This window comes from Kitasatospora setae KM-6054 (assembly GCF_000269985.1).
Lineage (GTDB): Bacteria > Actinomycetota > Actinomycetes > Streptomycetales > Streptomycetaceae > Kitasatospora > Kitasatospora setae.
Genome location: NC_016109.1, coordinates 5,793,066 through 5,807,828, shown reverse-complemented (window position 1 = coordinate 5,807,828; position 14,763 = coordinate 5,793,066). Strand labels below are relative to the sequence as shown.

General features: G+C 66.5%; 17 protein-coding genes and 1 pseudogene. 7 read left to right on the top strand and 11 right to left on the bottom strand.

What is annotated here, in order from left to right; all coding sequences use genetic code 11:
• Window positions 1–7: 7 nt before the first annotated feature.
• Both KSE_RS42340 and KSE_RS25850 read right to left on the bottom strand, forming a co-directional pair.
• Window positions 8–1,171 carry a hypothetical protein gene (locus tag KSE_RS42340; protein WP_148283157.1) on the bottom strand — a complete coding sequence of 388 codons (1,164 nt, stop codon included), beginning with the start codon at window positions 1,169–1,171 and terminating at the stop codon, window positions 8–10.
• Window positions 1,171–1,680, bottom strand: coding sequence for a DUF4365 domain-containing protein (locus KSE_RS25850; protein ID WP_014138307.1), 510 nt, complete (start codon window positions 1,678–1,680; stop codon window positions 1,171–1,173). The genes KSE_RS42340 and KSE_RS25850 overlap by 1 nt, the downstream gene beginning before the upstream one ends.
• A 454-nt stretch (window positions 1,681–2,134) precedes the next feature.
• On the opposite strand from KSE_RS25850, the gene KSE_RS25845 reads away from it, so the two are divergent.
• On the top strand, window positions 2,135–2,452 hold the full coding sequence (locus KSE_RS25845; RefSeq protein WP_428829968.1) for a histone-like nucleoid-structuring protein Lsr2: 318 nt from the start codon (window positions 2,135–2,137) through the stop codon (window positions 2,450–2,452).
• 17 nt (window positions 2,453–2,469) lie between these two features.
• Here the strand turns inward: KSE_RS25845 and KSE_RS44965 are convergent.
• Window positions 2,470–2,630: pseudogene (locus KSE_RS44965) on the bottom strand (IS5/IS1182 family transposase); the annotation flags it as partial.
• A gap of 324 nt (window positions 2,631–2,954) precedes the next feature.
• On the opposite strand from KSE_RS44965, the gene KSE_RS25840 reads away from it, so the two are divergent.
• Both KSE_RS25840 and KSE_RS25835 read left to right on the top strand, forming a co-directional pair.
• The gene (locus KSE_RS25840) at window positions 2,955–3,272 is read left to right on the top strand and encodes a hypothetical protein (RefSeq protein ID WP_033258648.1); all 318 of its coding nucleotides are present in this window, start codon (window positions 2,955–2,957) and stop codon (window positions 3,270–3,272) included.
• A gap of 132 nt (window positions 3,273–3,404) precedes the next feature.
• Window positions 3,405–4,151, top strand: coding sequence for a hypothetical protein (locus KSE_RS25835; RefSeq protein ID WP_014138304.1), 747 nt, complete (start codon window positions 3,405–3,407; stop codon window positions 4,149–4,151).
• A gap of 119 nt (window positions 4,152–4,270) precedes the next feature.
• On the opposite strand, the gene KSE_RS25830 is transcribed toward KSE_RS25835, so the two are convergent.
• The 7 genes from KSE_RS25830 to KSE_RS43445 all read right to left on the bottom strand — a co-directional run bounded on the left by KSE_RS25830 (window position 4,271) and on the right by KSE_RS43445 (window position 9,160).
• On the bottom strand, window positions 4,271–4,966 hold the full coding sequence (locus tag KSE_RS25830) for a hypothetical protein (RefSeq protein ID WP_014138303.1): 696 nt from the start codon (window positions 4,964–4,966) through the stop codon (window positions 4,271–4,273).
• Window positions 4,963–5,289 (bottom strand): hypothetical protein, encoded by a 327-nt coding sequence (locus KSE_RS25825; RefSeq protein ID WP_014138302.1) that lies wholly within the window; start codon window positions 5,287–5,289, stop codon window positions 4,963–4,965. The genes KSE_RS25830 and KSE_RS25825 overlap by 4 nt, the downstream gene beginning before the upstream one ends.
• The gene (locus KSE_RS25820; RefSeq protein ID WP_014138301.1) at window positions 5,279–5,869 is read right to left on the bottom strand and encodes an ATP-binding protein; all 591 of its coding nucleotides are present in this window, start codon (window positions 5,867–5,869) and stop codon (window positions 5,279–5,281) included. The genes KSE_RS25825 and KSE_RS25820 overlap by 11 nt, the downstream gene beginning before the upstream one ends.
• 229 nt (window positions 5,870–6,098) lie before the next feature.
• Window positions 6,099–6,941 (bottom strand): hypothetical protein, encoded by an 843-nt coding sequence (locus tag KSE_RS25815; RefSeq protein WP_014138300.1) that lies wholly within the window; start codon window positions 6,939–6,941, stop codon window positions 6,099–6,101.
• A complete protein-coding gene (locus KSE_RS25810; RefSeq protein ID WP_014138299.1) occupies window positions 6,925–7,821 on the bottom strand; it encodes an aldo/keto reductase in 897 nt (298 codons plus the stop codon). Before KSE_RS25810 ends, KSE_RS25815 begins: the two co-directional genes overlap by 17 nt.
• Window positions 7,818–9,005 carry a cupin domain-containing protein gene (locus tag KSE_RS25805; RefSeq protein WP_014138298.1) on the bottom strand — a complete coding sequence of 396 codons (1,188 nt, stop codon included), beginning with the start codon at window positions 9,003–9,005 and terminating at the stop codon, window positions 7,818–7,820. The genes KSE_RS25810 and KSE_RS25805 overlap by 4 nt, the downstream gene beginning before the upstream one ends.
• 14 nt (window positions 9,006–9,019) lie before the next feature.
• Window positions 9,020–9,160 carry a hypothetical protein gene (locus KSE_RS43445; RefSeq protein ID WP_167544102.1) on the bottom strand — a complete coding sequence of 47 codons (141 nt, stop codon included), beginning with the start codon at window positions 9,158–9,160 and terminating at the stop codon, window positions 9,020–9,022.
• A 274-nt stretch (window positions 9,161–9,434) separates the two neighbouring features.
• On the opposite strand from KSE_RS43445, the gene KSE_RS25800 reads away from it, so the two are divergent.
• Both KSE_RS25800 and KSE_RS25795 read left to right on the top strand, forming a co-directional pair.
• A complete protein-coding gene (locus KSE_RS25800) occupies window positions 9,435–10,811 on the top strand; it encodes a helix-turn-helix domain-containing protein (protein WP_081539621.1) in 1,377 nt (458 codons plus the stop codon).
• 46 nt (window positions 10,812–10,857) lie between these two features.
• Complete coding sequence (locus KSE_RS25795; protein WP_014138296.1) at window positions 10,858–11,199, top strand: RibD family protein; 342 nt, start codon at window positions 10,858–10,860, stop codon at window positions 11,197–11,199.
• Window positions 11,200–11,381: 182 nt separating this feature from the next.
• Here KSE_RS25795 and KSE_RS25790 read toward each other — a convergent pair whose 3' ends face one another.
• On the bottom strand, window positions 11,382–12,623 hold the full coding sequence (locus KSE_RS25790; RefSeq protein ID WP_014133439.1) for an IS4 family transposase: 1,242 nt from the start codon (window positions 12,621–12,623) through the stop codon (window positions 11,382–11,384).
• Between KSE_RS25790 and KSE_RS25785 the strand changes: the two genes are divergently transcribed.
• Both KSE_RS25785 and KSE_RS25780 read left to right on the top strand, forming a co-directional pair.
• Window positions 12,568–13,029: a RibD family protein gene (locus KSE_RS25785; protein WP_081539619.1), complete on the top strand. Its 462-nt coding sequence runs from the start codon at window positions 12,568–12,570 to the stop codon at window positions 13,027–13,029. The two genes, KSE_RS25790 and KSE_RS25785, sit on opposite strands and share 56 nt — an antisense overlap.
• A complete protein-coding gene (locus tag KSE_RS25780; RefSeq protein WP_014138294.1) occupies window positions 13,026–13,427 on the top strand; it encodes an NUDIX hydrolase in 402 nt (133 codons plus the stop codon). Before KSE_RS25785 ends, KSE_RS25780 begins: the two co-directional genes overlap by 4 nt.
• The last annotated feature ends 1,336 nt before the right edge of the window (window positions 13,428–14,763 follow it).

Here is a 14,763-nt window from a genome sequence, read left to right as displayed (position 1 = left end):
CATTCGCTTATGGCGATTGCATTACATCATCGAACGAAGCTATCGAGCGGTCAGCATCAAACGCTCGAACCTTCATCGTGGCAGCCCTACCTGGCGTGGCATCGAGAATCCCTCGAACCACAACAGGACGCCGTTCACCGTGATAGATCGCAGCCTTGCGATACGTCTCAAGGTCTAGATCGAAGTTGACGATGCGCGACTTGCCGTCAATGACGGTTTCCATCGCAACTCGCCCACTCGTCTCATGTTTCTTCAGCGAGAGACGTCGAATGATTCCGTAGAGAATGCGCTCCGCTGGTGTTCTTGCTTCCTTGAGCTCAAACTCAACGTGCTCGATTAGCTCTGCTGCCTCATGGTGGAACACAACTCGATCGGTTACCCAGGATGGCGCTGGAGAGGTCAACGCCCAGTTGAACTGGACGTCAAAGACCGAAACGCCTCCACCACCCTTGCCAACCACATCAAGTACAGCAGCGCATAGCTCGCTTGAAACACCCTCGTCTACAGCACTTCGCATCTCGTCACGAGTAGGCGCGCGGCCACTGACCACTGTCATCTCAGCGAGTGTTTCTAGTGCATGAGAAAGCGTTGTCAGCATCCGTCGTTCGAAGTAGGACTCATCAGCCCCAACCTCCAACTGTGGTTCCTCGATGCCCTCGCTTACCAGCCGACCAAATCGAGCATTGCTGATAACCGGAACGATGTAAGAACCAGGTCGGGTCTGACCAAGGCGTAGCCTTCGAGCATGCTTGTGAGCAGCACGTGGAATCGAGTTACCGTAATACCCTTGCCGGTGAATCGTTGCAGCAGCGGCAGAGACCATTAGCCGCTGAGCCGAGGTGAATAGGCCGATACCAGCAGCAAGGGGAATGGTTCCCTCGGTGATATCGTCGTCTTCAGCCCTAAGATCAGTCACGTCGATGAACTGTCGTGAAATCTCTAGAGTGATTTGATCAACCGGCCTGTTCTCATGCCGCGAGATCTCTGCGGTCAACATCTCGACGGCCTTGCTAAAGTCTGGAGCCGTCGAGATTCGCGGAACGAGAACAGAACTTTCTGGGTCATAATCGGGGTGCCAGACTTCAGCAAGCGCCCCGCTCATCATCCTGCGCCAACCAGAGCGGCTCAGGTAGCTTGTCAGCTCATCGAATCCGATATCAGAGGCAGGCATCACTCAACCTCCTCCGGCATCGGGCCAAACAGGCGCTCGTGAGCATACTTGAAGATCGCGTTCAGACCTGGGAGGTCGATCCGCTGGCTCTTGGGCAGATGGATCGTCCTGGTGCTCTGCCCCTTGGCCGGCGGGAGGTCCTGGATCTGGGCGTAGTACCCCGAGCAGTTCATCAGCAGCGACTCGTCGTCATGGACAAGCCACGAGTCGACGTCGCGGGTCACCACGACCAACCCAAGGAAGCCCGCGCTGCTCCGGTGCTGGGCGCGCAGGGCATCGTAGGTAGGAATGTCCAAGTCGTACGTGTATGTCTCGCCATCGGCGAGCATGGTGGGCGCGAAGGTGCACTTCATCTGGAACTCGACAGAGATGTGCCGCCGCTTCAAAGTGGCGTCCACTCCGTCCTTGTCCACGTTCCAGACGGCGGAGGTCGCGCCAGCTCGGGTCGCCACGGCAGACAGGTAAGCGAGGCTGATCTGCTCCTGCTGCCAGCTGGCAGGGTCCCCCACTCGACCTCCTCGAAATGCCCCCAGAGAACGGTAGCGTAGCGGGCGCTTCGTGGTCGAGCGTCTGGGGAGCCTGGGCGGCCGGCGACGGTGGCGTGCCGAGGCAACGCGACGCGCCATCAGCGACATCACGCCCGCCCCCTCCCCATACCACCCCACCCAGTGGTTGCCAGGCCGCGACACTCGCACATGCGTACGACAGCCGTCGAGGCCCGCGGGCCTCTCGGCTCGGGCAGCCCTGCTTGAGTAACTACCCGCGGCGCCCGGGTTGTACCGCCCGCCGTTGCACGCGACTCCACCGATAGGGAGGCTCCTTGCACGGGTGCTTGGTCTACTTGAGATGATCCCACTTCAGGGTGACAGGCGCGAGGAATTTCCAATAGCGATACCCTGGCGTTTGACATAATCCATATGTCCCAGCAGGAATTTGGAAGGCAGACGCACAGTGGTTCAGAAAGTGACTGTCCAGCTCTTCGATGATCTGGACGGCGGCGAGGCGGCGGAGACCGTCGGCTTCGGGCTCGACGGCATCGCGTACGAGATCGACCTGAGCGAGGCCAACGCGGCCAACCTCCGCGACGCCCTTGCCAAGTTCGTGAAGGCCGGGCGGCGCCAGGACTCCCGTCGCCGCGGCAAGTCCAAGCCGACCGCCGCTCGGCCCAGCAACAACGGCCCTGCTATCCGGGAGTGGGCAGCGTCGCAGGGCATCGAGGTGGCGACCCGCGGTCGGGTGCCGGCGGAGATCGTGGAGAAGTACGAGAAGGCCCATAGCTAAGGCTTATCCGACAAAGATCACTTGGCAGGCTCGTGTAGCCAGAGGATCAGGAAGGCCGGGACAACTCCGGCATGGTGGCAGTGGGGAGGCATCGCTCGACCACGTTGCGGTCTCGGTAGATGGCCCGGTCGAACGCAGGCGGCCGACCGCCGAGGATTCCGCGTCGTCGGCGGTTGGCTATGGCCCAGACCACTCCGGCAGGTCACGCCACAGAGGGGCACGCCTGGCCGCCTGCGGTAACAAGGGCTCTATCCACTCCCACGCCATGTCCGTCGACTCACCTTGCCCTGCCACAAGATCGATTATCTGACAGGCCTTAGGCTGGTCCGCGCGCCAATCCGGCGCCGAGCAGAGGGGGCATCAGGGCATGCGCAAACGACCTGGAGGTGAGGCCACCGCCGGGTGGCTTCTGACCTGCAACCCCAAGACCTTCGACCTGGAGTCGTTTCGCCGTTCCGGGCGCAAGTTGGACTCGTGGAGGGTCTCGCAGTTGTGGGGGGAGTTGGCCACAGGCGATCCGTTCGTCCTCTGGCTCTCCGGGCCGCGCGGCGGTGTGGTGGCCTGCGGCAGCCTCACCGGCCCCGCTCGCTGGGAGGGAACCCCGAACCCCGCGTTCTGGGCCGAGCCGCCCGCGCCCGCCCACTTCGTCCCGCTGACCGTCGACCGCTGGCTGCCCACCCCTCTTCCGGCCCGCACCATACGGGCCGTGCCGGCGTTCGCCACCGCGACCATCGTCACGATGCCCGGCGGACGCAATCCGCACCGGCTGTCCGTCACGCAGTGGGACCACCTCACGAGCATGATCGACGCCATCGACTGAAACGGCCCACCTGGGCTCCGGCGTCGGCTGACCGTTGCCATACCCGTTGGCCAAGTCATTGCAAGATCACGTAGGCAGACCGGGGTGCTTAGGCTCTCTACTGGCACGGCACAAGAGCGAGGGGGAGCCCGCATGTACGAGCAGAAGCCTGTGTTCCACCCGGTGTTCGGCACCGACACTGGAATCGCCGGCCTGGCGGACGTCGTCGAGCACTACCGGCGGATCTTCCTGCCCTGCGAGAAGGAGGACTGCAAGCACTACCGGGAGCTCTCCCGGGAGGACGCCGCCCGCTCGGCCGGGCTGCTGCTGCGGCACGACGGGCGGCGACACTCCCACGGCGAGAGCTGGGTGGAGGGACCTAAGACGGAGGGCGACAAGCCGGAGCGCAAGGGGCGGCGCGAAGCCTCGCTCACCGCGTTCGCGGACGAGCTGGTGAGCCTCACCGGACAGCTGTACGAGGGCATGCCCTTCGCCCGGGTCCACGCGATTGTCGAAGAGGCCGCAGAAGCCGTCGACAAGAGCCGTCCGGGCGGGGTCCGTCTGTTCAAGCCGCCTGTACTGCTGCGATACGACGCCGCCCTGATGCTGGCCTGGCATCTCGGGGTCGAGCCCGCGGAGGTGTGGCTGCACTCAGGCGCTGAGCGCGGGTTCCGCTCTCTCGGCTTCAGTGGGCGCAGGAAGACCGCCACCCCCAACGAACTGCCGCTCCCCTTCAGAGAACTGTGCGCATGGCAGGTCGAGGACATCCTGTGCGTCTACCGATCGCTGTTCGAAGCCGTGGTCAGTGGGAAGCCTGTGGACGAGGCGATGTTCGCCAGGATCGAGACCAAGCGGCAGAAGATGGGCTGCGGACACCGCCACTGTGCAGTGACCTGTTGATCCCAGCGATCATGTCCCCGCGCAGGCTGTTGACCTGTTCAGAGTGGCACAGACGCCACCAGGCCACAGCTCGCGGGCACTTCTCCTTCAACTGATCAGACACCCGATAATTCCCGCCGCTAATCGGGAAGGGTGATTCCGTAGCGCTGCTCCAGCATCCGGTTGACCACAGCCCGGCTGGTGATCAGCTGGTACACCCGGGACCAGGTGCCAGCCTGGTAGGCCCCGGCGACTCGCTCTCGGGCCCAGGTGTACTCGCCGAACTGGATGGCCACGATGCCGGCCTCCAGGCACTCGCGCAGGTACCTCGGGTCGTCATCGACATGGGCGGAGATCTGGTTCGCGCGGAAGATCGCCGTCTTCGGGGTGAACTCCGGGTCGGTGCGGAAGTTGCCGACGACGTGGATCTGGTCGTCCGAGAACAGGCCGTCGAGGTGGCGCTGAACGACTCGCCGGGTCAGCTCGGCGTGGGCGGTCGGGCGGGCGGACGTGATGCAGTGCTGGAAGCCGTCCTGCCGCAGTCGGCCGATGTACTCGCGGGCGCCGCGCAGCAGCTGCCCGCCGTCGCCGTGATGCACCGCGATGAAGTGCTCGACCTCGCTGCGGGTGCAGCCCCACAGGTCTTGCAGTTCCCGGCCGGCGAGGTCGTCCGGCTTCAGCTCGGTGCCGAACCGCTGGTTGCCCAGCTCCAGCACCGGAGCCAGCCACGGCGACACCGTCTCGTCCCAGTCGTACGAGATGGTGAGCGGGTACTCCCGCAGGACGGCGCGGTGGTCGAAGGCGGACGGCCGTCTCCTCTGCGGCTGCCGGCTCACGGTTCCCTCAGCGCGTCGAGCAGTTCCAGTGCCACGCCCCGGCGGATCAAGGCGTCCGACACGGCCTCGGCGGTGACCGGCACGACAGACTCCAGCAGTTCCCGCAGCGCTTGCTCCACCGCCACAGCGCAGGCCAACCGGTTGGTGGTGTGCTGGCTCGTGTCGCTGCGGACGGCGCGTCGGGCGCTGGCCAACTCGGCGGCGGCCTTGGCCCACCTGGTGACGACCTGCTCGGCGAACGGCTGGTCCAGCAGCGCCGCGACGGCTTCGCTGGCGAGCAGCTGCTGCTCGGAGCTGCTGGCCGTCAGGGGCTCAGTAGCCACGGAGGCCCACCAGCACCCGGCCCATGAGTTGGGGGTCTTGGGCCGGCAACTGCTCGTCGGTCATCGGCTTGAACGGCCTGGGACGGCCAGCCCGGTTGGCCGGCGGCGACTCCGCGGTTGCCGGGCGCAGCTTCGGCGCGGTGCTCGGGCGCACTTCGGCCCAGACGATCTTGCCGCCGGTCGGCGGGTGGTAGTAGCCCCACTGGCTGCTCATGTGTTCGGCCAGGAACAGGCCGCGTCCGCCCTCGGCGTCGGTGTCGACGTTCTGCGGCACCGGCGGTCGCTTGTCGTGGTCGGCGACCTGCACCAGCACGGCCTGGCCGCGCAGCTGGAGGTCGAGGCCGATCAGCTTCACCTTGGCCAGCTCGGCGGAGGTCAGCCGCTCGGGCTGCTTGGCGTCGTTCGGGTGCTGGACGGCGTTGCCGATCAGCTCCGAGACGATCAGCAGCGCGGTGTCGATCAGGTCGGGAGGCGCCTGCCAGCGGCCCAGCACGTCACGGGTGTGACGCCTTGCCCAGCCGGCCGCGTTGGGGGTGTCGGCCAGCAGCAGGTGGTTGTGCGCGGTGGGGACTTGCGACATTGCGGACGCCTCCCGGCGAGGCGGTGGCCCGGTTGGAGCTGGGCCGCCGCTCTGGTTGGGGCCGAGCGCCTACGTGGTGCGAGAGAGCGCAGGCGCAGCGCTTCAGCGCGTGCTGGTAGTTGCCCTGGACCGCCCAGCAACAGACGAGTTCGGTTGCGTTGGCGCAGGGTGAAGGTGCGCTCCGTTCCCAATTGCGGCCGGGAGCAGGCGGTGGCGTAGAAGGATGAGGTCAGACCGTGGTGCCGAGCAGGAACGAGGCCCGCTCGCGCAGCGGCTTCTCCAGGTCGAGGTTGTCGCCGCGCTGGACGGTCTGGAGCAGCATGGTGATGACGGCCAGCTCGGAGAAGCGGCCAGCCGGGGTGTCGAGCACGCGGCTGAGGTGGTGCCGTACCTGGGCAGCAACCTCGGGCACCAGCAGCGAGTAGGTGTGCAGCATGGCGGCGTCGAAGCCGACCGGCGCCACACCCCAGCCTTCCCAGTCGAGGAGCGCCAAGGAGGGGGCCGTCAGGTTGGCCCAGTGCAGGTCACCGTGGGCGGTGCTCCAGGCCGGCACCGTTGTGTCGACCGGTACGCCGAGGAACTGCGGCATGGCCCGGTCCAGATACTCCTGCCGGACGGCCACCCGGCTGGTCCAGACGCTGGCCACGCTGTCGAGCGCACTGGCCAACGCCTGCCACCAGGCCTCATCGAGGGCGGGCTCGGCACGAAGCACCGGTCCGTCCACCGTGACCGTCCGGTTCAGCACCGGGTCGTACAGCTCGGCGAGGTAGCCGTGATCACCGTCGGTCCAGGTCAGCCTGCGACGCAGACGGGGCCGCGGCAGGCCGGGCGGCATCGACAGCTCGGCGGCCATCGGTCCTTCCCAGAGCTTGCCGGTGGCCTTGTCGGCCGGCGCGCAGACCAACCGGAGCCAGCCGTCACCGACCGGGGTGACCACCAGACGACTCAACGTCCGCCCGCGCCAGCCCCAGGACTCGCTGCCGCCGACGGCCTGGCCCTGGAGCTGGGTCGCCACTGCGGCGTGCGCCTGGCGCATCCGGTCGGCGACTTCCGGTTCAGGTACCGAGTACATCGACAACCCTCCGCATCACGGCTTCGGACAGCGGCTGCTCGGCCATGGTGGCAGCAGCGTCGGTCCAGTGTCCCGCGCGATCGGTCGACAGAAGTACACGCCGCACTCCCGGAGCCGATGCCACGACCGCCAGGCCGGCCTGAGCCGGTGAACTGCCGGGGCGGATCAACTCGGCCAGCTCCGGGGTGACCAGCTTCGGCACCTCACCACCGTGCAGTGGCGCCGAGGCGAACACGTCCAGCCCGGCGGCCTGGGCCTCGGCCAGCACGCCGCCACCGTCGAGCGCTTCCGCGACGGCACCCAGCTTCACCAACGACAGCGGGAGCTGGACAGCCCGGAGGTGGTGGTGCGGACCGCCGGCCTTGGTCGCCAGGTCGAGCAGCAGCGGCACGTTGAACGCGCCGTTGGAAAACCCGTTCCAGGTGGCCACGCCGTACCCGTGGATGTGCTGGTGGGCACAGGCCTCCTCCAGCGCGGCGAACGCGGTGTACAAGCGCTCCCGGATCTGGTGGGGCTCACAGTGATGCTCCGGGTTGTGCAGGAACACCAGGTCGGGCGTGCGGCCCAGCGCGCGCCGACTTCGCTCGACCTGCCAAGCGACATACTCCGGGGCCAGGCTGTAGCCGCTCTGGGCCTCGGCCTCGGTGAGCACGCCGTCCTTCACCGACGCGCCACGCAGCAGGCGCGGCACGAACCCGACCTTGGTCGACACCTTGATCTGCGGGTTGTGGCCCAACACCCAGAACAGGGCTGCCTCGGCCAGGCCACGGTCGTAGTTGGGCGCCGTGTCGATCCAGTCGGCCGCGTGGGCCGCCGCCATGGCGGCGGCCCGTTCAACATCGGTGCAGCGGTAGGTACCCAGGCCGAGCTGCGCCGTCACGATGTGGCTCCCACCGCAGCGACCTGGCCGCTGACGAGTTCGTTCACCACGCCAGCCGCCTGCTCGACGGAGAGGCCTGCCACGGCCGCTAGCTCGCCCAGGCTGTGCGACGAACCGTCCAGCAGGAGCTGGAGCAGCGGCAGCGCCTTGGCGCTGAACGTCCACTCCTCGCCACCGGCGATCAGCTGGGCCGTGCCGTCCGGCATGGTCACCAAGTGGGGCCGCGCGACGACCAGGCGGGCCCGCAGCTGTTGCTGCGGCGGGATGCCGTTGACGTACGGCAGCGACGGCGCGAGCCGGGCCGGCTCCGTGGCATCGCGGGTCAGCCCGAACCGGGTGATCAGGTCGGAGCTGGCCAATTCGTCAACGAGCAGCTTGGCGATCTGGTCCAGGAACTCGCGTTGCTCGGACTCGGTGCCGAACCGCGGCACGTCGGTCCGAACGATCTCGTGGCCGCGCAGCGTCTCGGACAGCCAGGTGATCAGGTCGGCCCCGGTGGTCGTCTGGAGCCCACAGGTCAGGTGTAGCGAGTACTGGCCTTCCGACGCAGCGACGGCGTGCCACCAGCCACGGGGCAGGTAGAGCACGTCGCCGGCGCTCAGCACCAGGTCGGCAATCGGCTGCTCTGGCGGTTGCTCGGGCGCAGCCACATCGCGGTTCATCGGGGCGGTACGGGTCGGCCCGTACAGCTTCCAGCGCTTCGTGCCGTCGAGCTGGACCACGATCACGTCGTGGTCGTCCCAGTGGGTGCCGAAGCCCTCGGTACCGGTCCAGGAGCCGTACAGGTTGACCTGCACGGCGGTGCGGAGCCAGTTCTCCAGGTGCTTGGCCAGCAGGCCGACGCCGGGGTGCAGCTCGTCCACGGCGTCGATCACCAGCGTGGCGCCGTCGGCCAGCTGTTCGTGCAGCGAGGAGGTCTGGAGCCGCTGCCAGGTGGTGCTGCGGCGGGTCACCACCGGCCGGGAGTAGCGGAAGGCCGGCACCGGCTCGCCGTCCAAGGCCAGCCGGAACCGAGGAGCTTCGAGCCGGTGGTGCGTGAGGATGGCGTTGAGGTCATCCCAACTCACCAGACCGGCAACCGACGCGGCATCGCCGCGCGCAACGTAGTAGCTGCGGCCGAACGCCTGGGCGAGGAACTTGTCCCCGCCCAGGCGCTGGGCCACCGAAAGGGTCTCGGTGGTCACGGTGCTCTCAGCCGTCAGTCGTTGCTGTCGGAGACGCCGGTCGAGCCGCCGTCGGACGGCACCTCGAAGCGGGACCGCGCCGCGGTGACCTGGCGACGGGCGACGAGCAGGCCGTCCTCGTCCAGCTCGGTGGAGGTCGTGAGGTTCTCGGGCATGAGCTGTACCCCTCTCGTTGGTGGAACCACTCCCGAACCGGCTGATGCCGGTCGAGTTGGAGCTTCCGGTTCTGGACTGCCCCAGCAGCCCAGAACCGGAAGCCAGTGCCGGATCAGCAGCGCGTTGTCCGGCATGGCTCTACGAAACCGCCGTCAGAAAGCCTGGAACAGTGGAGAATTGGCGCATCAACGTGGCATCCATGTGGCATAGGTGGGCATGACCTGGGCGGATGCCGAGCGGGTGAACCGGCTCGTGATGAACAGGGGGACCTGAGTGGCGGCGAAACGGGATAGGTTCGTCCAGCGTCGCCGCGCCATGGGCTTCACCCAGGAAGGGCTGGCCGAGGCACTTGGCGTTGACCGGTCCACCGTGATCCGTTGGGAGCGCGGCCGGGGTGATCCTCAGCCGTTCCAGATGCCGCGTCTAGCCGCGTTGCTCCAAGTCAACCCGATAGAGCTCGGCGGTCTTCTGGCTCCAACACCAGTCAGCGCACCGGTCCTCCCCCAGCAGGCTCAGGGCAGCTCGAACGCCGTCGGCGCTCGACGGCTGAAGACGGCCCCCGATCCAGCTGAGATCGGCTCGGCGATGACGCTCGCTGACGGTGAGGTCCGGGTCGGTTGCCGGACCTCGGACGGAAGGATCATCTTCGTGACGATGCCGCGCCGCGCCTTGCTCCGCTCAGCTGCCGGCCTCGCTGGAGCGGCAGTTCTCCCCGGAGTAACAGCTGCACCTGCGCCCCGGCCTCAGCTGGTGCTGTCGCCCGACCTGCACCCGGTCGAGAACCTTCGGCAGCTGCGCAAGTCGCTGGTCGAGTGCGACAACGTACTCGGCCCGCGCCAGGTCGTGGTGAGCGCCCAGGAGCACGTCCGACTGATCCAACAGCTCAGGCGTGAGGCCTCCGGCCGTGACCGTCTCGACCTCATGCAGGTCCAGGCCGAGTACGCCGAGTTCTGTAGCTGGCTGTTCCAGGACAGTGGTGATCACCGCGCCGCGCAGTACTGGGCCAACCGGGCCGTCGACTGGTCGAACGCGGCTGGCGACCATGACCTCACCATCTACATCACCGCCCGCAAGGCGCAGCTGGCTGGCGACATGAGGGAATCGCTCGACGCCGTTGACCTGGCCGAATCCGCCCAGCGGATCGCTCCTCCGAGAAGCCGACTGACGGCGCTCGGAGCGGTCTACGGGGCGCACGGCCACGCCCTGCTCGGCGACGAGCTGGCCTGCCAGCAGGCGTACGACCAAGCTCTGGAACTGGTCAGCGTGCCGACCGAGACCGGAGCCAACCGCGGACACTGGCTCGATGCGGCCTACGTCGAAGCCCAGCGTGCCCGGTCATTGGCCGCGCTGGGCCAGTACGACGCCGCTGTAGTCGGCTTCGACCAGGCGATTCGAGCGCTGCCGGCCTCGTTCCGCCGCGACCGTGGCGTCTACCTGGCTCGGTCCGCTGGCGCCCAGCTCCATGCCATCGGACCGGAGCGAGCAGCAACTACTGCATCTGAAGCCCTATCAATTGCGACCAGCACCGGATCGGCTCGGATCTTCGCCGAACTGGCCTCCCTGGATGGCAAGTTGTCACCCTGGTCCACGGTGGCCGAGGTGGCAGAGTTCCGCGAAGCCCTCGACAGCGTGATGCTCCATGAAGTGTGATCATCCTGGCGGTGCCCAGACCGCCCCTTGCGAGATCGGAGCCACGATGGCCGAGCGCCCCTTCGTCCTGCTGAGCGTCGCCACGTCGGTGGACGGGTACATCGACGACACCTCGTCGCAGCGGCTCCTGCTGTCGAATGCGGACGACTTCGACCGGGTTGACCAGGTCAGGGCCGAGTCGGACGCCATCCTCATCGGCGGCAACACCCTGCGCAGCGACAACCCGCGGCTCCTGGTCAACAGCGACGACCGTCGGGCCGCGCGAGTCGCGGCCGGCAAGCCGGAGTACCCGCTCAAGGTCACCATCACGGCCAGCGGCGACCTGGACCGCGACCTCAAGTTCTGGCACTTCGGTGACAAGAAGGTCGTCTACACCCAATACCGGTGATTTAGGTTGATTTCCGGCGGGTTGGGCTGGTCTTGGTCGGCCCGACAAGCCGGACGGTGGGGGCCGCGGGTGGGGGTGGGCTGTAGTGCTCGGCTCGTTTGAGTGCCCAGTTCGACATCTTGCGTTTGACGACGCGGGGATTGGAACGTGACCGCCTTGCGGGCAGCAGCCGTTCGGTGATCTCACGCAGGCTCTGAGTGAGTGCCCGGGCCAGTCGGGAGGGGGGAAAGGGCCGCCTGCCCGGTGACGTGGCGGCGGACGACTCGAAGGGTGCGGGCGAAGGAGATCCGGTCGGGATCGTGCCCGCCTCGCATGGCGGCCTGGTGCATCAGGTCGCGCAGGGCGTGGTGGACGAGCAGGAACGCGAAGATCTCCTGCTCGACTCCGCGCGGGTGCTGGGAACGCAGCACGAGCCCGGGTGCGCCCTGGTGGTTCTTGAGCTCGTCGAGGGTGTTCTCGATCTCCCACCTCTGGGCGTAGAGGGCGGCGAGCTCGCCCGCCGGGGCGTCGGCCGGGTCAAGGATGCTGGTGATCAGCCGGTAGACGGTGCCGTCGCCACCGCGCGAGCCGATCGTGTACTCGATGACCCGCACCCGCTCCGGGTCCTCCCGCCGGTTCCTGTCGCGGGCGGCGACGATCTCGGACAGGTAGGAGCCGTCGTGGAGCGGGGCAATGACCGGCAGCACGGCGACGCTCCTGACCCGCCACAGCAGGTCGGCCCCGCCGGCCCGGGCGGACCGCCACAGGTCCAGGCCGCAAAAGCCCCGGTCGGCGAGCACGAGCATGTCCTCGGCCAGGGCGGGGAACAGCCGCTCGGCCAGGGCGGTCTCGTGGACGGACAGCGAGGCGACTTCCGCTGCGAAGATCGCGTGGGTGCCGCATTCGGCCAGCGCCGCGACTCTCGCTTGCGGATAGGCGCTTCGGCCCTGCCCTCGGCTGGTGCCGGGCCGTCCGAAGAACTCGGCGTTCGCCGCCGTGTCCGGCAGATCGAACGTCGTGCCGTCCACCGCGACCAGCCGCCACCGCCGGTACCAGGCGCCCTGCGTATGCTCGGCCGCCACCGGCCGGCAGACCCGGGCGAACAGGGCCCGTAGCGGCTCCGGGCCCAGCCGCAGGCGGGCCCGTCCGATCGCCGCCGTCGTCGGCACCCGCCAACCGTTCGCCCAGCGGCTCTCCCGCTCCAGCCCCTGGACGAGAAGCCGGGCCACCTCCTCGTATCCCTGGCCGAAGAAGAGGCACATCGCCAGGACGAAGTAGACCACCACCCGAGCGGGCAGCAGTCGACTCCGCTGCTCGGTCCGACCGCACGCGGCAACGACCTCGTCGATCAACTCCGGCGGATAGGCGCGCGTCAGCACCCCCAACGCGATCCGATCCGAGAACCGGTCACCCACCGACGACTTCAGCTGTCCAGGCCTTGGCATACCCAGCCCAACGACCCAACTGGACCAAAGTCACCGGTATTGCGTCTACACCACCGACTCTGGCGCGCTGAAGCTGCGCGACACCCTGGATGGCCTGGCCGACGTGGTCAGCACCGGCGACACGGTCGACTTCGGCCTGATGCTCGAAGACCTGGCTGCTCGCGGCGTGCAGCGGCTCATGGTCGAGGGCGGCGGCCAGATCCACACTCAGTTCCTGAGCCTCGGCCTGGCCGACGAGATCCACTTGGCCGTGGCACCCCTGTTGGTGGGTGACGCTGGCGCACCGCGCTTCGTCTACCCGGCTGAGTTCCCCGGCGGCAGCACGCACCGGATGAAGCTGCTGGGCACCGAGACGGTGGGCGACGTGGTGCTGCTGCGCTACGCCCCGAAGGAACCCACAGCGTGAGTACGAAACCGGGCATCGCCGCCGCCATCGTGGTCCAGGACGACCGCGTTCTGATGGTCCAGCGGCGGGTCAAAGAAGGTGAGCTGTCGTGGCAGTTCCCGGCCGGTGAGGTCGAGGCCGGCGAATCGCCGGAAGCAGCTGCTGTCCGCGAGACCGCCGAGGAGGTCGGCCTGACGGTGAAGGCCGTCCGCCCGCTCGGCGAGCGCGTTCACCCGAAGACCGGTCGGCAGATGTCGTACACCGCCTGCGAGGTGGTCAGCGGCACGGCCACGGTGGTCGACACCGAGGAGCTGGCCGAGCTGGCATGGATCACGCACGAGCAGATCTCCGAGTTCGTGCCGTACGGGCTGTTCGAGCCGGTGCAGGCGTACCTGGACGAACAGCTGCTGCACGAGTAGTACCTCCCAGCTGCGGGACACCGGCCAGCTGCTCACGATGAATTTATGACCCCTGTGAGCCTTCCGTGTCCAAGATGCCGCCGAGTGGCCAGCTGGGAGCCAGGTCGTCCAGGGGGTTCACCGCGAAACCTCCGCCATCACCCGCCCAACTGGGACTGCGAGCTGGAGACCGAGCCGACTCCTGATGCACCTCCCCCTGATGAATCGCCGCAGCAGACCTGAATTGAGCCGTTATTGGTGGATTCGCCGACTTCCAAGATCCCGCTACCAGCCTTAAGCTCTGAAACTGCTCAAGTTGAGCATACAAAGCCAGCCCCCGCGGTACGCATTAGGTTGAATGCCTCTCTTACCGAAGGAGCAGCATGGCTAGCGACCTCACGCCCGGCTTGGTAGCGAGTATCACCATGATCGGAACTCTTGGCGCAACACTAGCGGCACATTTCTTCACTCTGCGATCTCGCCGCCTGGAGCTAGAATCCCAGCGAACAGAGAAGTCAGAGGAAGCAAAAAGAATTTCCTACGCTGGACTGAACGCCACCGCGCGTCAATTCCGATCCACCGCCTATGACCAGCTGATATCTGTAATCCACGCAGAGGGCGGAGTATCTCTGAGCGAAGTGGAAGAAGCTCGAAAGCAGTACAAAGATCAGTATGCTCGGACCCAAATGCTAATGCCCGAGCGGACCATGAAAGTCGCAGCCGAGCTAAATAGAGGAATCAGCAGCGCATACCGTGCACTCGTCATGCTCAATCAGAAATACGATCCCACCACAGCGAGCATACTTCAACGGTGGTTCTCCGATGGGCTTTCAGATGGAGTTTGGCTACTGCGACTTGCGCTTCGTGAAGACCTCGGCGTAGTGGAGCGAATCTCCCACTTGGACGATAGCCTAAAGCACCTAGAGAACGAACGGCGCTACGGTGTCGACACTCTCCCCGGGGCGCGCAGTCGGCCACGAGAAAGCAACGGCTCCACGCCTACTCTTCAAATTCCTGGCCAGCCCACCACTCCGTAATACACACCAAACCTGGACGGCAACCTTCGAGCCGATTTCCCATTTACGCGCACCCTCACCCCAAATTCCCTCCACCAAAGCAAGCATGATAATAACCTTCGCAAATATCATGGCGAGACCAGGCCCCATCCGCCACTGAACTGCATATCAGGCACCCCTGTACCACAAGAGTACAATCCGAAGATTCATCCGACGCGGCCCGCCGTCTCTTTCTGTAATTTTATTGATCACGGCATGTCGATAAAACGTAGACTTTTTCACGAAAGGTCGGCCCGCCTCTAATCAGACCCACCAGATAGGAGCCTTGAGAAGCAGGCCAG